The organism is Peribacillus sp. NPDC097675 (assembly GCF_050277655.1).
In the GTDB taxonomy this organism is placed as follows: Bacteria; Bacillota; Bacilli; order Bacillales; family DSM-1321; genus Peribacillus.
Map to the genome: position 1 here is coordinate 565,780 of NZ_JBNNSK010000001.1, position 21,065 is coordinate 586,844.

Below are 21,065 nucleotides of genomic sequence, written 5' to 3' on the forward strand. Positions count from 1 at the left end.
CAATGGTGAAAGTAAAGGAAAGTATCGCAGTTATTGGTGCAGGGAGCTGGGGAACCGCTTTAGCCATGGTTTTAGCTGATAACCATCATGATGTAAGATTATGGGGGCATAATGAGAAGCAGATTGATGAGATAAATCTAGAACATACTAATAATAAATATTTGCCAGGGATTGAGTTGCCTAAAGGGATTAAAGGATATTCCTCCATGGAAGAGGCTTTAATTGGCATTGAAACGATCATTTTGGCTGTTCCGACGAAAGCTTATCGGGAAGTCCTTGGCAAAATTGAAGCGGTTCATGAAAATCCTCTTACGATTGTACATGTGAGTAAAGGGATTGAACCAGATTCCCTTCTACGCATATCTGAGATGATAGAGGAAGTTTCTTCGCCAGAATGGCTTAAAGATATAGTCGTACTTTCAGGACCAAGCCATGCCGAAGAGGTCAGTAAACGTCATCCAACTACAGTTGCCGTTTCATCAAAAAATATGAAAGCGGCAGAAAAGGTTCAGGATCTTTTTATCAATCATTCATTCCGTGTATATACTAATCCGGATATAGTTGGTGTAGAAATCGGGGGAGCCTTAAAGAACATAATTGCTTTAGCTGCTGGTATAACAGACGGGCTAGGCTATGGGGACAATGCGAAGGCTGCATTGATCACGCGTGGTCTTGCAGAAATTTCTCGTCTCGGTGTTGCAATGGGAGCCAACCCTCTTACGTTTTCAGGATTAGCGGGTATCGGTGATTTGATCGTAACCTGTACAAGCGTGCACTCACGTAACTGGAGAGCAGGAAATTTGCTGGGTAAAGGTCAAAATCTAGAAGAAGTTTTAGATAATATGGGTATGGTCGTTGAAGGGGTCAGAACGACTAAAGCGGCCTACCAGCTAGCACATAAGTACGATGTAAACATGCCAATCACTGAAGCATTATACCGTGTGTTGTTTAATGGGGAAGAAGTGAAAAAGGCTGTTGATCTCTTGATGAATCGTTCAAAAACGAATGAAATGGAAGAGCTTTTTAACATATTGGATAGCAGGCAGTAAAATTGACTCCATAAAATATTTCGTTAAAATGGGCATTTGAGGATGCCCCTTACCAGGTATCAGCATACAATGCAACGAAAGTAAACTAGTAATTTGACCTCGGCACGGGGGATTTAGTCAAATGGCAGAAGATATTTAATTATCTTCTGCTTTTTTTTTATGTAGAAAACTGTTTATGTAATGAAAGTGTAAAGTTAGATGTGTCTAATGTGGATTTCATTTCTGTTCTGTTGTACGGAGAAGTGTTCCCGCCCTTAATAATCATCCTTTTAACAATCAAAAACAATTATTAAGGAATAATTTAAATTGTTGGACAACTATTTAATACCTTTAACGTATTTTGGTATGTTATAATAATTTCTGGAAAAAGGAGTGATGATGATTTGACACCAGCTCTACAAAAAATGTGGATATCCTTCATAGCTATGGGCTTTATGGTTATCTCTATCTTACTTATTTACGGAAGTCGTTATAAACTTAAAGGAATATGGAAAGGCTTAACTGCAATTATTGCATACATACTTATGCTTCTAGCCGGTTTGATCATCCTTATCGTTGTTCTGAGCGGCCCAACCACTTAAAAGGTGAGGAGAAATGATGAAAAATTCTTTCAAAATATTATGTTTATTATGCATCTTTGGATTATTGACAGGATGTCTGTATCCTCAGAAGCAAAAAGTTCAAAATCAATTACCATACAAAGAGCAAATGCAATCCGTTCAAAGTGCTGTGGATCAATTTAAAGAAGACGAGGGCGGCATTCTGCCTATTGTCACGAAGGAAGCTGAAACGCCGATTTATCAAAAGTACGTAATCAAATTCACTAAGATATCACCGAGGTATATGGCGGAGCCGCCTGATAATGCTTATGAATCAGGAGGAGTTTTTCAATACGTCTTAGTGAATGTGGAAGATGATCCGACAGTCAAGCTTTTGGATGTCCGGATGGCTCAGAAAATTCAAGAAGTTTCTTTAAGGTTGAAGTCATATCAGCAAAGCAATGGTTATCCCCCTTTTAAAGAGAGGGTGGCGGGAAATGTCTTTACGCTTGATTATAAAAAGATGGGCCTGAAGGAAGCGCCAACGGTTACGAGCCCTTATTCACAAAAGGATCTCTATTTAGTGGTGGACGGGGATGGGAATCTCTTTGTTGATTACACTCCAGATTTGTATGATGTACTGCAGGAGTATGATGGAAAAATCAAGCCCGGCAAAGATATTCGTGAACTTCTGGTGGAAAAATCGGAATTTGTACCAGCTTACTCGTTGCCATATACGATAGATGAAAAAAACAAAAGCCCAATATTTCTCACAAAATAGTCATAACCCTTCTTCTACAAAATATATTGTAGGGGAAGGGTTATTTCTTTATCTTCATTTTATCTTACTTTTAAAATAACAACCCTTATATAAAATCTGTTGGTGGAGGAAGGTATTGGTAAGAAGGGAATAATCGGAATGGATTTTTCGGACAACATCATAGACATATAGTGTCCTAAACATGAGCAAATGGATAATCGTGATCCCAAAACGCTAATTCGGGAGGGGATACCTTGGAAAAGGTAGATATTTTTAAAGATATAGCTGAAAGAACTGGTGGAGACATATATTTAGGTGTAGTCGGTGCTGTCAGAACAGGGAAATCTACATTTATAAAAAAATTCATGGAGCTTGTCGTGATTCCGAATATACCGTCTGAAGCTGACCGTGCAAGGGCTCAAGATGAATTACCACAAAGTGCAGCCGGAAGAACGATCATGACGACTGAACCTAAATTTGTCCCGAATCAAGCAGCTTCCATTCAGGTGGCAGAAGGTCTAGAAGTGAACATTCGCTTGGTTGATTGTGTAGGGTATACAATACCTGGGGCCAAAGGATATGAAGACGAAAATGGACCCCGTATGATTCATACTCCATGGTATGAAGAACCGATTCCTTTCAATGAAGCAGCTGAAATTGGCACACGAAAGGTAATCCAAGATCACTCCACTTTAGGAATCGTGGTCACAACGGATGGAACAATTGGAGAGATTCCCCGCAGTGATTATTTAGAGGCGGAGGAAAGGGTCATTGAGGAATTGAAAGAGGTTGGTAAGCCGTTTATCATGGTTATTAATTCCGTGCAACCACATCACCCTAACACAGTCGCGCTGAAAGAATCATTGCAAGAAAAGTACGATATCCCGGTATTGGCGATGAGTGTTGAAGGGATGAGAGAATCGGATGTATATAGTGTGCTTCGTGAAGCTCTTTATGAATTTCCGGTTCTTGAAGTCAATGTTAATCTTCCGAGCTGGGTAATGGTCCTTCGTGAGGATCATTGGTTACGAGAAAGCTATCAGGAAGCGGTTAAAGAGACCGTAAAGGACATTAAGCGTCTAAGAGATGTCGATCGTGTAGTGGGCCATTTCAATGAGTTTGAGTTTATTGATCATGCCGCACTCGCCGGGATTGAGATGGGGCAGGGTGTAGCGGAAATCGATTTGTACGCTCCAGATGAACTATATGATGATATTTTAAAGGAAATCGTCGGGGTTGAGATACGAGGAAAGGACCATCTGTTATCTCTGATGCAGGATTTCGCGTATGCCAAAGCGGAATATGATCAAGTAGCAGATGCTTTGAGAATGGTTAAACAAACCGGATATGGTGTAGCGGCTCCATCTCTTAATGATATGAGCCTAGATGAGCCGGAAATCATCCGTCAGGGAGCCAGGTTCGGAGTAAGATTAAAAGCCGTCGCACCGTCTATCCATATGATAAAGGTTGATGTGGAATCAGAATTTTCACCTATCATTGGCACAGAGAAGCAAAGCGAAGAGTTAGTGCGGTATTTAATGCAGGATTTCGAAGACAATCCACTATCCATTTGGAATTCAGATATCTTCGGTCGAAGCCTAAGTTCGTATGTTAGAGAAGGCATTCAGGTGAAATTAGCCATGATGCCGGATAATGCACGCTATAAGTTGAAAGAGACCCTCGAAAGAATCATCAATGAAGGTAGTGGAGGATTAATAGCGATCATTTTATAAGTAAAATATTGGCTGGACCAACTCCTTCATGGGATTGGTCTTTTTGTTTTGGAGGATATTCCTTCCCCACTAGGTAAAAGAACTGAAAAAAGAGCTAATCAATAAAATATTGTGCCCAAAGTGGATGATTTTTCAGTAGATACTCTAAAAACCCTATTGTTATGCGATTTTGAGTAGTAGTGGAAGTTTAATTTCTATAAAATAGGGAAATGATGATTAGTGGGAGACAAAATTTATAAATTATACAATTTTTTATGAAAAGATTCCCATTATTTTTTGAATTCCCTTGCTAAGCGAATAGGATTTGTGATAATCTACATACAGAAAACGCGTTATAACAGCGATTTCAACCTATTTTTTAACTTTGTTGATGTGTTCCTTTTCTAGGCAACACATGATTGGCAGGTGCGGAATTTCCCACTGAATTAAATATCAAATCACTATTATCGAATTGTAATAATGATTTTTTATAAAGATCCTTTTGGGAGGAGGTGAATGGCATGAACAAAACAGAATTGATTAATGAAGTTGTTACAGCAACTGAAATTTCTAAGAAAGACGCTACAAAAGCTGTTGATGCTGTTTTTGATACAATCTTAGAAGCTCTTAAATCTGGAGATAAAGTACAATTGATCGGTTTTGGAAACTTTGAAGTTCGTGAACGTGCGGCTCGTAAAGGTCGTAACCCACAAACTGGTGACGAAATCGAAATAGCAGCTAGCAAAGTGCCAGCTTTCAAACCTGGTAAAGCCCTGAAAGATGCAGTAAAGTAATTTTACCATTACATACGGGTGCTTAACCGAAAAAAGGACCGCGTGCATACGCGGTCTTTTTTTGCTTCTTAATTTCTATCTATGCTATTATAAAAGGCAGTGAATACTGTAAAAAAGTAATTAAGAAAAAAGAATCGTTGAATGAATTCGTTTTGTTAATTGGTCATCGGATCAAATGAAGAAAAACTAGTTTTTTTGATAATGGAACGTTAAATGCCAGGGTGTTTGCCTTGTGTTTTTACTCATACATATTTTTTGAAAATTAAATAGGAGGTAAGGGAATGGCAACTGTTGATCATGCAAAAATAGAAGAAGCGGTGAAAATGCTTCTTGAGGCTGTTGGGGAAGACCCTGAGAGAGAAGGGCTGCTGGATACTCCAGGGCGAGTGGCGAGGATGTATGAGGAAATATTTTCAGGGTTAAAACAGGATCCGAAAGAGTATTTTGATACCGTTTTTGGTGAAGATCATGAAGAGCTCGTTCTCGTAAAAGATATTCCATTTTACTCGGTATGCGAACATCATTTAGTCCCTTTTTATGGTAAAGCCCACGTCGCTTATATTCCTAAAAACGGAAAAGTAACAGGATTGAGTAAGTTAGCTCGTGCTGTTGAGGCGGTTTCAAAACGTCCTCAATTGCAAGAACGCATTACATCCACTGTAGCTAATGCCATTATGGAAAAACTTGAACCGCATGGTGTGATGGTGGTGGTAGAAGCTGAACATATGTGCATGACAATGCGGGGCGTGAAAAAACCCGGATCTAAAACTGTGACATCTGCAGTGAGGGGGTCGTTTGCAAAAGACCACCGCACAAGGGCTGAAGTATTGGCATTCATTAAAGATTAAGTAAAGAGGGGGAACAGAGAATGGATGAAAAATTTTCAAGTGATTTTGTTATCATTAAAGCCATAGAAGATAGCGTGAATGTCATTGGATTAACTAGAGGGACTGATACCAAATTCCACCACTCTGAAAAGCTTGATTCAGGAGAAGTGATGATAGCACAATTCACAGAACATACATCTGCCATAAAAATTAGAGGACATGCAAAGATTTATACGCCCTACGGAGAAATAGAAAGTGATTCCAAAAAGAATACAGCCATGAAGTAACTAGTTAACTGTTGTCATTTGCAGGGATATGCATATAGTTCCTCACCAATTCTGCTTTTAATTAAGTCAACTTCTGCATCCATCAGTTAAGAAAGAATAAAAGACGCCATATTAAAGGATGTTTCATTTTATAAACGTTGTTCATTTCAACTGATTGTTTTTATGGTATAATAATGTGTATTTTACACAGATAAAAAACCAACATGTATGAAAAAATTATCTTTCGGGGATGCAAAGGTGATCTCAATTGTTAAACATAACGAATGACATAAGACAATTAAAACAAACGATAGAAACAAAAGCACATCATCCATATTTACTTAAATATATCCAAAAGCCATTTGTTGATGAAAATAAACTAACATTACTTTGGGGCCTCTTTAATGAGTTGGACGTGCTAAACGAAGAACGGGATCAATACATTAAGTCGACTATGCTTGTTCAAATAGCCCTTGATACCCACGAAATCGTCTCTAATACGTTCGAAGGGGCGGAGGAAATGCCTGAAGTCTTGAAGAACCGGCAATTACAAGTCCTAGCAGGTGATTATTATAGCGGTTTATACTATCAAGGGCTTGCGAGTATCGGAAATATTGAAATGATTCGTGTTCTTTCAAGTGCGATTAAAAATATTAACGATAATAAAATTATCCTTTATCAAAAGAGTGTACGTGACATTCCTACACTTTTAAAAACGTTAAAGGCAATTGAAGCCTCGCTTGTTTATAATATGGCCGAGTTTTATAAACGACCAGACTGGATGGAGTTATCGGGAGACCTGCTTCTCCTGAATCGCCTGGTGGCTGAAAAGGCAAACTACTTGCGTACCGGCCAATCGGTTGTCATTGATAATATGAAGAACATAATTCTTGATAAGGATCAGAGTGAAGTTCATCCTTCAGAAAAGGAAGAACAAGTGCTGATGGAAATGGATAAGTGCCTAAGAGAAGTTAAAAAAGCCGTCATGCTTTCTTCTCAGAATTTAACAAAGAAAAATGAAGAAATCTTACAAAGAGTGAGCGAGATACTTAAGCAAACAAAAGATCAAGCGAATTCATGTGTGAAAGAAGGTTGAGCCATGGAACAGTCTAAAGAGCAAAAGGTTCATCATGTTTTTGAGAAGATATACGGTAATTATGACAAGATGAATTCCCTCATCAGCTTTAAACAGCATCTTAAATGGCGGAAGGCAACCATGGACATAATGAAAGTTCCAAAGGGCGCCCATGCGCTTGATGTTTGCTGTGGAACAGCGGATTGGACCATTGCGCTCGCTAATGAAGTGGGACCGGAAGGGAAAGTAATTGGTCTGGATTTCAGTAAGAACATGCTGAAAATCGGCGAACAAAAAGTTAAAGATCTTAAATTGGACCATGTTTCTCTTATGCATGGGAATGCAATGGAGCTCCCTTTTAATGATAATAGCTTTGATTACGTAACGATTGGTTTTGGACTTCGGAATGTCCCGGACTACATGCAAGTACTTAAAGAATTAAACCGTGTTGTCAAACCGGGAGGAATGGTCGTTTGTCTCGATACTTCTCAGCCAACGATGCTAGGTTTCAAACAGGGATATTATTTTTATTTCCGTTTTATCATGCCTGTATTCGGCAAGTTGTTCGCTAAAAGTTATAGCGAATATTCATGGCTTCAAGAATCAGCACGCGACTTCCCAGGTATGAAAAAACTTGAAAGTATGTTCAAGCAGGCAGGCATGGAAAAAGTGAGCTATAAAGCACATTTCGGTGGCGTTGCTGCAACACATTTCGGATATAAGCCTTCAAATAAAGCATAATAGCAATGGACAAAGCTGGGTGGAATTTATGAAATTTAGAATGATGTATTCCTTTTTGAATACAGATTTGCATTTAATTGAAAAAGAACTAGAAGCGGCTATAGTAGCGGATTCCACAGTTTTGAGGGAAGCTTCGCTACATTTACTGCAATCAGGAGGTAAACGAATTCGCCCGGTATTCGTCCTATTGGGGGCGAAGTTTGGCAATTATGATATCCATGTAGTAAAGCATGTTGCGGCGACTTTGGAGCTGATACACACTGCATCACTCGTACATGATGATGTTGTCGATGATGCAGATTTACGCCGAGGATCAGCAACGATTAAATCAAAATGGGACAATCGTGTTGCCATGTATACAGGCGACTTCATTTTTGCACGAGCGCTAGAAATGATGGCCGTGATTGAGGCTCCGCTTGCACATAAGATACTCGCAGACACCATGGTTGAATTGTGTCTAGGGGAAATTGAGCAAATTAAAGATAAATACAACTTCAATCAAAATTGGCGGATTTATCTGCGGAGAATAAAGAGAAAAACAGCGTTATTGATAGCTTCAAGCTGCCAGTTAGGGGCCATTGCAGCCGGCGTTGATGAGAAAATCCATCAAAAACTATTTAGGTTCGGATATTATGTGGGTATGTCCTATCAAATAACAGATGATATCCTGGACTTCACCGCATCTGAAGAAGAATTGGGTAAGCCTGCAGGCAGCGATTTGATCCAAGGGAATATTACCTTACCAGTCTTGATTGCTATGGAAAACCCAACATTAAAAAAGCTAATTGAAACGGTTAGGGAGGATACGTCTAAAGAAGACATGTCCAAAATCATCACTGCTATAAAATCTTCGGGTGCTATTGAACAGGCAGCGAAGATTAGTGATCTTTATTTAGAAAAGGCTTTCTACGAATTGAAGGGCCTTCCGGCAATAAAGGCTAGGAAGACTTTATCCGATATAGCTAAAAATATTGGTAAAAGAAAGTTTTAACTCTTGCAGTTGCGCAACTTGACAAACCATGGTAGTATTTTAAAAGGATTGCCTTATAAAGGCAAATAACAACGATACATATTAGGAGTGACATTTATGGAAAAAACGTTTTTAATGGTTAAGCCTGACGGCGTTCAACGTAATTTGATTGGTGAAATCGTTTCTCGTTTCGAAAAGAAAGGCTTTCTTTTAGCTGGAGCAAAGTTAATGGTCATTTCTCAGGAATTAGCTGAGCAACATTACGGAGAGCACAAAGAACGTCCATTCTTCGGCGAATTAGTGGACTTCATCACTTCAGGCCCTGTTTTCGCAATGGTTTGGGAAGGTGAAAACGTAATTGCAACTGCACGTCAAATGATGGGTGCAACTAATCCTAAAGATGCAGCAGCTGCTACTATCCGTGGTGATTTCGCAGTGACTGTAGGCAAAAATATTATTCACGGATCAGATTCAGCTGAAAGTGCTGCACGTGAAATCGGCTTATTCTTCAAAGAAGAAGAACTAGTTGAATACTCTAAAATTGCTAACGAATGGGTTTACTAATCAATAGCTAAATATGAGTAGGAAGCGGGTACTATCGTTATGAAGCGATAGTACCCGCTTTTTTGTGGTATCTTTTGGTTTTGAAAAAATATAGTCGTAAAGCACCATTTTTATTTAAAGAATGTTGAGTCCACTCCGATATAAAGAAAAGAACTACATAAATTGAAAATGTTCGGGGGAGTCACAGGTATGCCTCAATATGAAGAGTTCATTCAAAATATCAAAATGTTGACAGGCATCGATTTGTCTTCTTATAAAGAAGGTCAAATGAAACGTCGCCTTACTTCTCTTTATGAAAAAAGAGGGTATCAATCATTCCGTGAATATTATAAAGACATTCAAAAGGATTCAAAAGTCTTAAATGAGTTTTTAGACAGAATGACAATCAATGTTTCTGAGTTTTATCGAAATTCGAAGAGATGGGAAGTATTGGAGAAAAAAGTATTCCCTTCTTTATTAGAGAACAAAAGAAAATTGAAGATTTGGAGCGCTGCCTGTTCTACTGGGGAAGAGCCATATACAATCGCTATGATTTTATCGAATCTTGTTCCTTTAAACCAAATTGAAATATTGGCGACGGACTTAGATGAAAATGTACTCGCTCGAGCTAAAATGGGCATTTATCCTGAGCGATCCTTGAATGAAGTGCCAGAAGTCATGCTAAAGAAGTACTTTAAAAAAGAAGATGATTTTTACCGCGTCGAAGATGAAATCAAACGAACGGTAACGTTTAAGAAACATAATCTACTTGCGGATCGATTTGACCACGGTTTTGATTTAGTCGTTTGTCGAAATGTCTTGATTTACTTCACGGAGGATGCAAAATCTCTTTTATATGATAAATTCAGCGCATCTTTGAAAAGTGGTGGAGTATTTTTTGTCGGCAGTACAGAACAAATCTTCAATCCTGGAAAATATGAATTTGAAACAATTGACACATTCTTTTATAAGAAAAAGTAAATTTACTTTAGGTAAGGGGGCTGAATGTTACAATCAGCCCTTTTTCTTATCGTTACTAATGGACTATAGGGTGATTTGGGTACAGATATAGAGAGGAAAATGTTTGATTGGGAAAGATTAAACTATATCGAAATGGTTTGAGAAGTTGTAAAATAATAAAAGAAAAGTGTTAAAAACTAAGAAAAAATGATTTTACAATTAACTGTATTCCCACTTTTCTTAAAATTGTGTTATATTGATACATAAATCCTTTAAAGTGCTAAAAGGGGGCAGGGAAATGAGATATTTAACGGCTGGAGAATCACATGGTCCGCAGCTAACTACTATTATTGAAGGTTTACCGGCAGGTATGCCAATTACGAATGAAGATATAAACATAGATTTGGGTCGCCGACAAAAAGGTCATGGGCGAGGAAGAAGAATGCAGATTGAAAAGGATCAAGCTTTCATATCTTCTGGAATCAGACATGGCTACACGCTGGGGTCACCAGTTGCACTAGTGGTCGAGAATGATGATTGGAAACATTGGACCAAGATTATGGGAAGTGAAGGACTATCGGAGGAAGAAGCTGAAGAAATCAAACGTAAAATTACACGTCCTCGTCCAGGTCACGCCGACTTAAATGGGGGCATCAAATACGGGCATCGTGATCTACGGAACGTATTAGAGCGTTCATCAGCCCGTGAGACCACCGTACGTGTGGCAGCTGGTGCCGTTGCTAAGAAATTATTATCGTTATTAGGAATTGAAGTGGCTTCACATGTCCTGGAAATTGGTGGCGTTAAGGCCGACCCTCCTCAGTATGAAACGATTCAGCAGTTACAAGAAGTGACGGAAGAATCTTCAGTAAGATGTTTTGATAAGAATGTCGAGCAGCAAATGAAAGATGCGATTGACGATGCAAAACAAAAAGGAGACTCTATTGGAGGAGTCGTTGAGGTCATTGTTGAAGGTATGCCAGTGGGCGTAGGAAGTTATGTGCATTATGACCGCAAACTAGATGCCAAGCTCGCAGCAGCTGTTATGAGTATCAACGCCTTTAAAGGAGTCGAGATTGGCATAGGATTTGAAGCGGCTCATCGATTCGGCAGTGAAGTCCATGATGAAATAATGTGGGACAAGGATAAGGGGTATTATCGGAAAACGAATCGTCTCGGAGGTTTTGAAGGTGGTATGACAACTGGTATGCCGATTGTGGTAAGAGGCGTCATGAAGCCAATCCCGACGTTATATAAACCATTGAAGAGTGTTGATATCGACACAAAAGAAGTATTTGAAGCAAGTGTCGAAAGATCGGATAGTTGCGCGGTTCCAGCAGCAGCTGTGGTTGCAGAGGCGGTAGTGGCCTGGGAATTAGCAACGGCAATTGTGGAGCAATTCCCTTCGGATCGTTTTGATCGACTGGAAGAATACTTACATACTTATCGGGAAGAAGTAAAGGAGTTTTAAAAGATGGAATCCATAAAAATTAAAACGGCTTCCAAGCAATATCCAGTCCTAATAGGCAAGAACGTGATTAATGAGCTTTCGGATTTTATAACGAATGAATTTAGTCACCTAAGCAAGATTTTAATTATTACGGATGAGAAAGTAGCAGAGTTACATTTGCAAACAGTCAAAAAAGCATTGATTAAGACGGGGGTACCCGTATTGCAACATGTAGTGCCTGAAGGGGAGCATGCTAAGACATTTGATGTGTTTTATGAGTGCCAAAGCTATGGGTTATCCCATCAGCTTAATCGAAAGTCCTTGATTATTGCGCTTGGTGGTGGTGCAGTAGGGGATTTGGCAGGATTCGTGGCCGCCACTTTTATGAGAGGAATCCCGTTTATTCAGATTCCAACGACTTTGCTTGCTCATGATAGTGCTGTTGGGGGGAAGGTTGCCATCAATCATCCTTTAGGGAAAAATATGATTGGCGCCTTTCACCAGCCTGAAGCGGTCATTTATGACCTGGAATTTTTACATACGCTACCGTTACAAGAGTTACGATCGGGTTTTGCAGAGGTGATCAAACATTCATTGATTGCCGATGAAGGGTTTTATCGCTGGTTAAGGTTAAATATTGTTGATTTAAACAATATAACGGATGAACAGTTTTTAACCATGATTACGAAGGGGATTAGCATAAAAGCTTCCATCGTAGAAAAGGATGAAAAAGAAACGGGAATTCGTGCCTTTTTAAATTTCGGTCATACACTCGGGCATGCAATTGAAGGTTCCATGGGATATGGCAACTTTACTCATGGCGAATCTATTTTAATAGGAATGGTTTATGCTCTTAAATTAAGCAAGAAGAAACAGGATCTGGATTTTGACCTTAACGAGTTCATTCAATGGGTTTCCTCTTTAGGGTATCAAACAACCATACCTCGACAGCTTGAAAAAGAAGTGTTGCTTCATTTGATGAAAACAGATAAAAAATCCGTTAATGGCGGTGCCACGTTTGTCCTGCTCAGTCAATTGGGTTCTCCCTTGTTAATGGACATGGATGATTCGTTATTGCTGGAAGAAATGGATGAACTAATGTGAATGAAAAGAATTGGGGGAATCGTGTGTGATTAGAGGAATAAGGGGCGCGACAACGGTAGAGAACGACACAGAAGTAGAAGTGATGACTGCTGTTGAACTACTGTTGGAAGAAATTATTCGGAACAACGATATTGATCCCGAGATGGTTGCCTCCGTATTTTTTTCTGCAACGGATGATATACGCTCCGTCTTTCCTGCCAAGGCCCTTCGAAAGTTTGAAGGATGGACATATGTACCTGTCACTTGTATGCAGGAAATTCCGGTGACAAATTCTTTGCCCTCTTGTATAAGAGTGATGCTCCATGTAGAAACGACAAAATCGCAAAGAGAAATTGAGCATGTATATCAGGCAGGAGCCACCGTTTTGAGACCGGATTTATCCAATAAATTTTAATTCAGGCAAGAATAGCATATAAACACTTTGTTGCTTTAAAGTAGAAAAATAGGGGTGAATGATATGAAATGGAATGAAGCGGTCCTTTCCTTAAAATCTTATCAACCAGGAAAATCAACCGATGAAGTGAAGAAAATGTATGGGTTGGAGAAGATAGTGAAACTTGCTTCAAATGAAAATCCATTTGGGTGTTCCGAAAAAGTTAAGGAAAGCATAAAAAATGCAACACATTCCTTTGCTATTTATCCTGATGGATATGCAACTTCACTTAGAAAGGTTGTTGCGAACCATACAGGGGTAAAGGAGACACAACTTATTTTCGGGAATGGATCCGATGAGAATATCCAAATAATCTCCAGAAGTTTGCTTGGCGCGGGCAAAAATACCGTTATGGCAACGGGAACTTTTTCGCAGTATCGTCATAATGCTACCCTTGAAGGGGCAGAAATCAGAGAAGTTCCGCACATTGATGGAGCTCATGATTTAGATGGTATGCTTAAAGCCATTGATGGGAATACATCTGTTATTTGGATCTGTACGCCTAATAATCCGACAGGGAAATACATTCCCGAACCCGATTTAATAGCATTCCTTGAAAAGGTTCCTGAAGACGTACTTGTTGTTTTGGATGAAGCGTATAGTGAATATGCAGTGGCAGAGGATTATCCTCGTACCAATCAATGGATCAATAAATATAAGAATCTGATTATTCTACGAACCTTTTCAAAAATTTACGGACTTGCCAGTTTTAGAGTCGGCTATGGATTGGCCGATGAAGATATCATCCAGAAGCTAGATCCATCGCGTGAACCATTCAATGTAAATACGTTTGGGCAGAAAATCGCTGTCGTGGCACTAGAGGACCAATCTTTCATCGAAAAATGTAGGACGGAGAACCAAAAAGGCCTACAACAATATTATGAGTTTTGCGATGCGGAAAATCTCGCTTATTACCCTTCTCAAGGTAATTTTATTTTCATCCATTTCAAACATGATGCAGATGTAGTATTTCAGTATTTGCTCGAGCGAGGATATATTGCGAGATCCGGAAAATCATTCGGTTTTCCAAATAGCGTCCGTGTAACGATAGGTTCGACAGAAGAAAATGAGGGAATGATTCGTACCATTAAATCATTCTTGAATGAAGTGGCTTTGCCTTCTAATTCATTATATTAATCTTTCATCAAAGGTAGAGAAGCAAAAGAAGCGGGGGAGAGAAGATTGAAGGGAAAGGTTTTTGTTATTGGCCTCGGACTAATTGGTGGATCTTTAGCCATGGCTATCCGCCATGCTCATCCTGACGCTGTAATTGTTGGCTATGATGTAAGTAAAAAAAATTCACAATTGGCTGCATTATTAGGAATCATTGATGATCCCGTATCTTCTCTTGAAGCAGGTGCTTGTGAAGCCGATTTGATTTTATTGGCGGTGCCCGTCAATGAAACGGTACGGATTTTAATGGAATTAGCGCATTTAGATTTGAAAAGGAATGTCATTATTTCAGATGCTGCAAGTACAAAAACAACCGTCGTGAACGCAGCGAATAGCTTGGTGAATAGGGGCTACACTTTCATTGGGGGCCATCCAATGGCCGGTTCCCACAAGAGCGGGGCAGGGGCAGCCAAATTGCACTTATTTGAGCATGCGTTCTATTTACTCACTCCAACGGAACATGTCGAGGAAGAAAGAATAGAGCAGTTAAAACAATGGTTAAGCGGCACAAGAGCTAACTTTTTGGTCGTCTCGCCTGCTACTCATGACAGAATTACAGGAGTAATCAGTCATTTCCCCCATATTATCGCCTCAGGACTTGTCAAACAGGCGGAAGTATACAGTCAGGAGAATGATCTGATTTCAAGGCTTGCTGCGGGAGGTTTCCGTGACATTACTAGAATAGCTTCTAGTAATCCCGAAATGTGGCGTGATATTTTATTACATAATCGTGATGTACTATTAAGTTTGATGAATGATTGGTTAAAGGAAATGGAACATATCAAAGAGCTTGTAGCCAATGAAGATGGTGAGGAAATTTTTCGTTTCTTTACTGATGCCAAGATATATAGGGACGACTTGCCGAGCAATATGAAAGGGGCAATCCCAGCCTTTTATGATTTATATATTGATATACCTGATTACTCGGGTGTCATATCAGAAATCACCGGTTATTTGGCACAGGAAGGAATCAGTATAACGAATATACGCATCATCGAAACCAGGGAAGAAATATATGGTGTATTAGTGATAAGCTTCCAGACGGAGGAAGACCGTATTAAAGCCGCAGATTGTGTGGCAAGGCATACCGATTATGAAACAATCTTGGCATAACTATAAAATAGCTGAAGGATGGTTGTATGAAAACTAAAAGTTTACAGACGAACATTCAATCTTTACGGGGTACGATTGCAGTACCAGGAGACAAGTCTATCTCACATCGATCGATTATGTTTGGAGCGCTTGCTGATGGAGTTACGAAGGTGACTAATTTTTTACCTGGTGCGGATTGTTTAAGTACAATCTCCTGTTTCAAGCAGCTTGGCGTTAACATTGAACAAGATGGCAAGCAGGTCCGTATAGAAGGAAAAGGGTTCAATGGTTTGACAGAGCCCCGTGAAGTTCTGGATGTCGGAAATTCTGGAACGACAATTCGTTTAATGCTAGGTATATTGGCGGGACAAGATTTTACGGCAGTCCTCGCTGGTGATTCCTCAATCGCTAAACGCCCGATGACAAGAGTGGTGAACCCACTTCGGGAGATGGGAGCACGTATTGACGGACGTAGAGACGGTGAATACACGCCGCTTTCCATAAGGGGAGGGGAATTACGTGGGTTTCGCTATCAATTGCCTGTAGCGAGTGCACAGGTCAAATCTGCAATAATTCTTGCAGGTCTTCAGGCTGAAGGAGAAACAATCATTGTCGAACCAGAAGCGACCCGTGACCATACTGAACGGATGATCCAACAATTCGGTGGGAAAATCGAAAAAGATGGTCACACAATCAAAGTGTGTGGAAACCAATCATTTAAAGGAACCACTATACATGTGCCGGGTGATATTTCTTCGGCTTCATTCTTTATGGTAGCTGCGGCGATTACAAAGAATAGTGAAGTTGTCTTGAAAAACGTAGGGCTTAATCCAACAAGAACGGGCATTATCGAAGTAATGGAGGCTATGGGAGCGGATATAACGGTCGATTTACACGAAGGTGAGGGGGAGCCAGCAGGGGACGTAACTGTACGAAGCTCCCATTTACAAGGGACGACGATCAGTGGTAACTTGATTCCGCGCTTAATTGACGAAATTCCGATTATTGCTCTCCTAGCCACCCAAGCGGAAGGTGTTACCACAATTAAGGATGCTAGTGAATTAAAGGTGAAAGAGACAAACAGGATAGATACAGTGGCCGATGAGCTTACCATCCTTGGAGCTGATATAACGCCTACTGCAGATGGTTTGATTATCAAGGGACGAAAATCCCTAACGGGCGGAATGGTGACGAGCCATGGAGATCACCGTATTGGAATGATGCTAGCGATAGCGGCATTGATTACGGATGGTGAAGTTGGACTTGAAGACCCGGGAGCGATTGATGTTTCTTATCCTCAATTTTTTGAACATTTATCATACTTGATAAAGTGAAGTGAGAAAAGTTTGCAGACAGTGAGGTTCTGCAAACTTTTTTTATTTTTTTAAAATGAAAATCCTCCCTTTTAAATGCGTTGTAAGCGTTATCATATCAACTATTCTTGTAATTTGATTGCTGGTAGTATAAGAAAAGGTTCCAGAAATCAAAAAGGAGATTTACCTTTCTATGGAGAATTAGATAGTAACCTTTTTTTTATGAAGAATGGGGGGAATTACATCGATGGAATTACAGGGCTGCAGTATGGTAAACTAAATATTACTGTTTTTACTAAACACCTTCACGATTCGTTTACTTTATTCTGTGACAGGAAAGGTGACGCTTGTACGTGATACTGTTTGTCTAGAGACTAAGTCCATGTAAAAGGAAGGAAGCAGCTATGAATATAGTAGAACAAGTTATTCAGTATTTAAAAAAAGGGGAATTAACAGAAGCTCTTAAACATATAAATCGAATTAAATCATCAGAGTCGGCAGAGGACATATTATTGTTGGCTGAGGAAATGTTTCAACTTGGTTTTGTAGAAGAAGCGAAGGATCTTTTTGAGCATTTGCTGGCATTGTATCCTGACGAAGGTGAGTTGATTGTTTCTTTAGCTGAAATCCTCATTGACATGGACCAAGAAGATGAAGCCATGCTTATGCTTGAAAAAGTCAGTCCTGAAGATGAGATCTATCCGAGTGCCCTTTTATTAGAAGCGGACCTTTATCAATTACAGGGAATGAGTGAGGTCAGTGAAAGGAAACTGTTACAGGCTAAGGAACTACTGCCAGATGAGATTATTATTGATTTTGCGCTAGCTGAACTGTTTTACCATCAAGGAAGAGATCAGGAAGCCATTGTAAATTACATAAGGGTTTTAGAACAGGAAAATGATATTGCAGGGGTAAATGTCAATCAGCGCCTTGCTGAAGCACTAAGTAGTTCCGGGAAATTCGAAGAAGCCCTTCCTTATTTTGAAAAAGCTTTAGATGGTGGAATCGAAATTAATACATTATTTGAATATGCGTTTACTGCTTTCCAAGCTGGTCTTTATGAAACTGCCGTGCGTAAGTTCATTGAATTAAAGGAATTGGACCATGAGTACCACTCCCTATATCTTTATCTGGCTAAAAGTTATGAGCATCTAGAGGATCTGGAAAAAGCCCTGAAAACCGTTAAGGAAGGTATCAAGGCAGATGAATTCAATAAGGAACTCTATTTCTTCGGTGGTAAAATCGCTTTGAAAAGCGGTTTGGAGGAAGAAGCGGAGAACCTATTCAGAGAGGCTTTGGCCATCGATCCTGGGTACTTAGAAGCTGCGCTAACCCTATTGAAACTCTATATGCACCATGAAAGATATGAAGATATATTAGAGTGTATAGGTGAGGTAAGAAAATACGGCGAGGATGATCCACAGTTTGAATGGATAGCAGCTGTCTCTTATCAAAAAACAGAACAATTTAAAGAGTCATTAACCAGCTATCATAAAGCATATAATTCTTTCATGAACAATCCAGACTTTCTTGAAGATTATGGTTTCTTCTTAATTGAAGAAGGAGACAGCGCTACTGCTAGAGAAGTATTTAATAAGCTGCTTGTGATAAACCCGGCAAATGATGAATATGTAATGATATTGGAGCGTCTTGGAGAAAGTTCAGAGTTTTAAAAAAATTGTAAGACAGAGGAGGGAATTCATGGTGGCTACCCCTGTTTCTGTAAATGAGAAAAAGGATTTTATTAGGTGGTTTTTAAATCATTATCAACTGAAAAGAAGAGAATGTGTATGGATTTTAAATTATCTGATGAGTCACGACCAATTAATGAAGAAGGTCCATTTTGTAGAGAATGCACAATATTGTCCACGTGGTCTTATCATGTCTACCCATTGTGTGGAGGAAGTCCCGTTTAGATTTTATAAGTCGAATATCATGACAACGGATGCAGAAAAATCTTTTCACGATATTCGATTAAATCGCGATGAGGATATCTATATCCAACTCAATTTTAAATCAGCTTATTCATCATATCAGTACGCCGCAGTATTGGAGAACAATCCGTTCATGCCGAAATCAACAGCTGCCAATGAAAAAGATCAGCTAATGGCTGAGCAATTTCTTGAGAAGAGCATGCTTCATTTTGAGAGAGACAGAATTCTCAAGGAAATAGATGAAGCGCTGGATAAACATGATGAACAAGCGTTTAAGGATCTAACCGAACAACTGAATCAATTAAAAGTGCTTGGCTAAATGTTAAAGAACCTTTCCGAAATACAGGAAAGGTTTTTTTTTATAAAAATATGGTTAAAAACTACATTTTTATGAATACTAGGGGTATATGGTAAAGATATTATAATAAATGGTACAATGGAAAGGAGTTGATTTGATAAAGTGGGAGTGGAATAAAGATTATGAAATGGTCAGCAAAAGAATTGGATATGTATGTCCATGCAAAAGAGTTCGTAGATACGGCATTAATTCCTTTAGTTCCCCTTTCTTTTGGAGAACAAATGAAACAGTCTGGTTCGAATATTGAATTCATTACTATTTTGAGCATGGAAATAGAAAAACAAATGAAAGGCAGGATGCTTTTAATACCAACTTTTCACTATTTGAGTGATGAGGAGGACAAGCTTTCCATGATAAAGCGTTGGACTAAAAAACTGGAGACGAATAATTTTAAGCATGTATTTTACCTTACAACAGACATTGAGTGGAAAAAATACGAAAAGGAATTAGATCAGCATTTAATTTGGATTCCTGCCATTCCGCTTGAAAATTTAGAAATTGCTCAAGCTAGAGATATGATTACTCAGCAGGTTAGTCAAATTATAGATATTTTTACTTATTATTGGAAAAGTTAAAAAATAAGGGTTTTTTTCATTTTTTGACACATAGTTGCCACCTTTTGGGTTTTCCAAATATTGACCTTGGGAAATTATTGATATATCATGGAAATGTCCTAGTTTTATAGTGTTGCTATTTAGTGGTCCATTGGGCTCTCAATATAGTAATAGAGGGGGGGAAAACGCATGAGCAAACATAATGTTTCACGACGTCAATTCCTTAATTACACACTTACTGGCGTTGGTGGATTTATGGCGGCCGGTATGTTGATGCCTATGGTTAGGTTTGCAATCGATCCTGTACTAACCGCAGATAAAGGCGGGGATTACATTGCAACTAAGCAGAAGGTAAGTGAACTGACTACAGAACCAGTCCGCGTTGATTTTAACTTTAAGCAAGTCGACGGGTGGTATGAGTCCGAAGAAACAAATACAGCTTGGGTTTATAAAACGGATGATGGGAAGTTGGTTGCCCTATCTCCAATTTGTAAGCATTTAGGTTGTACGGTAGCATGGAATACGGATAAAACGAATCCGAACCAGTTCTTCTGTCCTTGCCATTATGGCAGGTACACGAAAGATGGCGTGAACGTGAAAGGGACACCACCGATTTCACCTTTGGATGTCTATGACACGAAAGAAAAAGACGGAATTCTTTATTTAGGTCAACTAAAACCGCACGGGGAGGCGTAAACATTGCTAACAAAGTTATATGACTGGGTGGACGAGCGTTTAGACATTACGCCGTTATGGCGGGATATTGCTGACCATGAGGTTCCTGAACATGTTAACCCGGCGCATCATTTTTCTGCATTCGTATATTGTTTTGGTGGGTTAACTTTCTTTATTACGGTCATTCAAATTTTGTCAGGTATGTTCTTGACGATGTACTATGTACCCGATATCAAGAACGCTTGGGAATCGGTTTATTATTTACAAAATGAAGTGGCTTTCGGTCAAATTGTCCGTGGCATGCATCACTGGGGAGCAAGTCTAGTTATCGTTATGATGTTCTTACATACTCTTCGTGTATTCTTCCAGGGAGCTTACAAAAAACCGCGTGAATTGAACTGGATGGTCGGCGTATTAATTTTCTTCATCATGTTGGCATTGGGTTTAACCGGTTACTTATTGCCATGGGATATGAAAGCGCTATTCGCAACAAAAGTTACACTGACAATTGTTGATTCGGTACCATTAATGGGGCCGGCACTTAAGACATTGATAGCAGGGGACCCAACAATCGTTGGAGCACAGACATTGACACGATTCTTTGCCATTCATGTATTCTTCCTGCCTGCAGCATTATTTGCATTACTGGCGGCTCATTTCTTGATGATCCGTAAACAAGGTATTTCAGGTCCACTATAAAAGAATTATGAAATTAGAATCATAAAAACCTTTTCATAAAGGAG

The 21,065-nt window shown here is 39.4% G+C and carries 23 protein-coding genes; all 23 read left to right on the forward strand.

From position 1 onward, the window contains the following. Positions 1–2: 2 nt before the first annotated feature. The 23 genes from ACQKL5_RS02840 (at position 3) to qcrB (ending at position 21,021) form a co-directional block, all read left to right on the forward strand. Complete coding sequence (locus ACQKL5_RS02840; protein ID WP_427606498.1) at positions 3–1,049, forward strand: NAD(P)H-dependent glycerol-3-phosphate dehydrogenase; 1,047 nt, start codon at positions 3–5, stop codon at positions 1,047–1,049. 383 nt (positions 1,050–1,432) lie between these two features. Then, complete coding sequence (locus ACQKL5_RS02845) at positions 1,433–1,630, forward strand: DUF2768 domain-containing protein (protein WP_402869182.1); 198 nt, start codon at positions 1,433–1,435, stop codon at positions 1,628–1,630. Between the two features lie 16 nt (positions 1,631–1,646). Further along, positions 1,647–2,369, forward strand: a complete 723-nt coding sequence (locus tag ACQKL5_RS02850; RefSeq protein WP_427606499.1) for a hypothetical protein — start codon at positions 1,647–1,649, stop codon at positions 2,367–2,369. 233 nt (positions 2,370–2,602) lie between these two features. Continuing rightward, positions 2,603–4,081, forward strand: coding sequence for a stage IV sporulation protein A (gene spoIVA, locus ACQKL5_RS02855; RefSeq protein ID WP_427606500.1), 1,479 nt, complete (start codon positions 2,603–2,605; stop codon positions 4,079–4,081). 500 nt (positions 4,082–4,581) lie between these two features. Beyond that, complete coding sequence (locus tag ACQKL5_RS02860; protein ID WP_318683240.1) at positions 4,582–4,854, forward strand: HU family DNA-binding protein; 273 nt, start codon at positions 4,582–4,584, stop codon at positions 4,852–4,854. 281 nt (positions 4,855–5,135) lie between these two features. Then, positions 5,136–5,702, forward strand: a complete 567-nt coding sequence (folE, locus tag ACQKL5_RS02865; RefSeq protein WP_402965312.1) for a GTP cyclohydrolase I FolE — start codon at positions 5,136–5,138, stop codon at positions 5,700–5,702. Between the two features lie 20 nt (positions 5,703–5,722). Next, positions 5,723–5,968, forward strand: coding sequence for a trp RNA-binding attenuation protein MtrB (gene mtrB, locus ACQKL5_RS02870; RefSeq protein ID WP_427606501.1), 246 nt, complete (start codon positions 5,723–5,725; stop codon positions 5,966–5,968). 247 nt (positions 5,969–6,215) lie between these two features. Continuing rightward, positions 6,216–7,043 carry a heptaprenyl diphosphate synthase component 1 gene (locus ACQKL5_RS02875; RefSeq protein ID WP_427606502.1) on the forward strand — a complete coding sequence of 276 codons (828 nt, stop codon included), beginning with the start codon at positions 6,216–6,218 and terminating at the stop codon, positions 7,041–7,043. Between the two features lie 3 nt (positions 7,044–7,046). Continuing rightward, positions 7,047–7,763 (forward strand): demethylmenaquinone methyltransferase, encoded by a 717-nt coding sequence (locus tag ACQKL5_RS02880; protein WP_427606503.1) that lies wholly within the window; start codon positions 7,047–7,049, stop codon positions 7,761–7,763. A 28-nt stretch (positions 7,764–7,791) separates the two neighbouring features. Next, positions 7,792–8,754, forward strand: coding sequence for a heptaprenyl diphosphate synthase component II (hepT, locus tag ACQKL5_RS02885; protein WP_427606504.1), 963 nt, complete (start codon positions 7,792–7,794; stop codon positions 8,752–8,754). Between the two features lie 96 nt (positions 8,755–8,850). Beyond that, positions 8,851–9,297, forward strand: a complete 447-nt coding sequence (gene ndk / locus ACQKL5_RS02890; protein WP_402869169.1) for a nucleoside-diphosphate kinase — start codon at positions 8,851–8,853, stop codon at positions 9,295–9,297. A 189-nt stretch (positions 9,298–9,486) separates the two neighbouring features. Continuing rightward, positions 9,487–10,257, forward strand: a complete 771-nt coding sequence (locus tag ACQKL5_RS02895; RefSeq protein ID WP_427606505.1) for a CheR family methyltransferase — start codon at positions 9,487–9,489, stop codon at positions 10,255–10,257. 277 nt (positions 10,258–10,534) lie between these two features. Continuing rightward, positions 10,535–11,707: a chorismate synthase gene (aroC, locus tag ACQKL5_RS02900; protein WP_427606506.1), complete on the forward strand. Its 1,173-nt coding sequence runs from the start codon at positions 10,535–10,537 to the stop codon at positions 11,705–11,707. Between the two features lie 3 nt (positions 11,708–11,710). Continuing rightward, positions 11,711–12,790 (forward strand): 3-dehydroquinate synthase, encoded by a 1,080-nt coding sequence (gene aroB / locus ACQKL5_RS02905; protein ID WP_427606507.1) that lies wholly within the window; start codon positions 11,711–11,713, stop codon positions 12,788–12,790. Between the two features lie 25 nt (positions 12,791–12,815). Beyond that, positions 12,816–13,184: a chorismate mutase gene (aroH, locus tag ACQKL5_RS02910; protein ID WP_427606508.1), complete on the forward strand. Its 369-nt coding sequence runs from the start codon at positions 12,816–12,818 to the stop codon at positions 13,182–13,184. 63 nt (positions 13,185–13,247) lie between these two features. Then, entirely contained in the window at positions 13,248–14,360 is a 1,113-nt protein-coding gene (hisC, locus tag ACQKL5_RS02915) for a histidinol-phosphate transaminase (protein WP_427606509.1), read from the forward strand. A 45-nt stretch (positions 14,361–14,405) separates the two neighbouring features. Next, positions 14,406–15,509 (forward strand): prephenate dehydrogenase, encoded by a 1,104-nt coding sequence (locus ACQKL5_RS02920; RefSeq protein WP_427606510.1) that lies wholly within the window; start codon positions 14,406–14,408, stop codon positions 15,507–15,509. A gap of 26 nt (positions 15,510–15,535) precedes the next feature. Then, positions 15,536–16,822 (forward strand): 3-phosphoshikimate 1-carboxyvinyltransferase, encoded by a 1,287-nt coding sequence (gene aroA / locus ACQKL5_RS02925; RefSeq protein WP_427606511.1) that lies wholly within the window; start codon positions 15,536–15,538, stop codon positions 16,820–16,822. Between the two features lie 383 nt (positions 16,823–17,205). Next, entirely contained in the window at positions 17,206–18,474 is a 1,269-nt protein-coding gene (locus ACQKL5_RS02930; RefSeq protein ID WP_427606512.1) for a tetratricopeptide repeat protein, read from the forward strand. Between the two features lie 28 nt (positions 18,475–18,502). After that, the gene (locus tag ACQKL5_RS02935; protein ID WP_427606513.1) at positions 18,503–19,054 is read left to right on the forward strand and encodes a ReoY family proteolytic degradation factor; all 552 of its coding nucleotides are present in this window, start codon (positions 18,503–18,505) and stop codon (positions 19,052–19,054) included. 161 nt (positions 19,055–19,215) lie between these two features. Then, positions 19,216–19,668: a YpiF family protein gene (locus ACQKL5_RS02940; protein WP_427606514.1), complete on the forward strand. Its 453-nt coding sequence runs from the start codon at positions 19,216–19,218 to the stop codon at positions 19,666–19,668. 168 nt (positions 19,669–19,836) lie between these two features. Beyond that, on the forward strand, positions 19,837–20,343 hold the full coding sequence (locus ACQKL5_RS02945; protein WP_427606515.1) for a ubiquinol-cytochrome c reductase iron-sulfur subunit: 507 nt from the start codon (positions 19,837–19,839) through the stop codon (positions 20,341–20,343). Between the two features lie 3 nt (positions 20,344–20,346). Continuing rightward, positions 20,347–21,021, forward strand: a complete 675-nt coding sequence (gene qcrB / locus ACQKL5_RS02950) for a menaquinol-cytochrome c reductase cytochrome b subunit (RefSeq protein ID WP_053346766.1) — start codon at positions 20,347–20,349, stop codon at positions 21,019–21,021. Positions 21,022–21,065: the final 44 nt, after the last annotated feature.

What these genes read in the sequence shown, in the direction of transcription:
- ACQKL5_RS02895 (WP_427606505.1), top strand. Translation starts at nt 9,487, where the DNA reads ATGCCTCAATATGAAGAGTTCATTCAAAATATCAAAATGTTGACAGGC.
- ACQKL5_RS02880 (WP_427606503.1), top strand. Translation starts at nt 7,047, where the DNA reads ATGGAACAGTCTAAAGAGCAAAAGGTTCATCATGTTTTTGAGAAGATA.
- ACQKL5_RS02935 (WP_427606513.1), top strand. Translation starts at nt 18,503, where the DNA reads ATGGTGGCTACCCCTGTTTCTGTAAATGAGAAAAAGGATTTTATTAGG.
- ACQKL5_RS02940 (WP_427606514.1), top strand. Translation starts at nt 19,216, where the DNA reads ATGAAATGGTCAGCAAAAGAATTGGATATGTATGTCCATGCAAAAGAG.
- ndk (WP_402869169.1), top strand. Translation starts at nt 8,851, where the DNA reads ATGGAAAAAACGTTTTTAATGGTTAAGCCTGACGGCGTTCAACGTAAT.
- ACQKL5_RS02860 (WP_318683240.1), top strand. Translation starts at nt 4,582, where the DNA reads ATGAACAAAACAGAATTGATTAATGAAGTTGTTACAGCAACTGAAATT.
- ACQKL5_RS02930 (WP_427606512.1), top strand. Translation starts at nt 17,206, where the DNA reads ATGAATATAGTAGAACAAGTTATTCAGTATTTAAAAAAAGGGGAATTA.
- ACQKL5_RS02850 (WP_427606499.1), top strand. Translation starts at nt 1,647, where the DNA reads ATGAAAAATTCTTTCAAAATATTATGTTTATTATGCATCTTTGGATTA.
- aroA (WP_427606511.1), top strand. Translation starts at nt 15,536, where the DNA reads ATGAAAACTAAAAGTTTACAGACGAACATTCAATCTTTACGGGGTACG.
- hepT (WP_427606504.1), top strand. Translation starts at nt 7,792, where the DNA reads ATGAAATTTAGAATGATGTATTCCTTTTTGAATACAGATTTGCATTTA.
- ACQKL5_RS02945 (WP_427606515.1), top strand. Translation starts at nt 19,837, where the DNA reads ATGAGCAAACATAATGTTTCACGACGTCAATTCCTTAATTACACACTT.
- aroB (WP_427606507.1), top strand. Translation starts at nt 11,711, where the DNA reads ATGGAATCCATAAAAATTAAAACGGCTTCCAAGCAATATCCAGTCCTA.
- mtrB (WP_427606501.1), top strand. Translation starts at nt 5,723, where the DNA reads ATGGATGAAAAATTTTCAAGTGATTTTGTTATCATTAAAGCCATAGAA.
- aroC (WP_427606506.1), top strand. Translation starts at nt 10,535, where the DNA reads ATGAGATATTTAACGGCTGGAGAATCACATGGTCCGCAGCTAACTACT.
- folE (WP_402965312.1), top strand. Translation starts at nt 5,136, where the DNA reads ATGGCAACTGTTGATCATGCAAAAATAGAAGAAGCGGTGAAAATGCTT.
- ACQKL5_RS02840 (WP_427606498.1), top strand. Translation starts at nt 3, where the DNA reads ATGGTGAAAGTAAAGGAAAGTATCGCAGTTATTGGTGCAGGGAGCTGG.
- hisC (WP_427606509.1), top strand. Translation starts at nt 13,248, where the DNA reads ATGAAATGGAATGAAGCGGTCCTTTCCTTAAAATCTTATCAACCAGGA.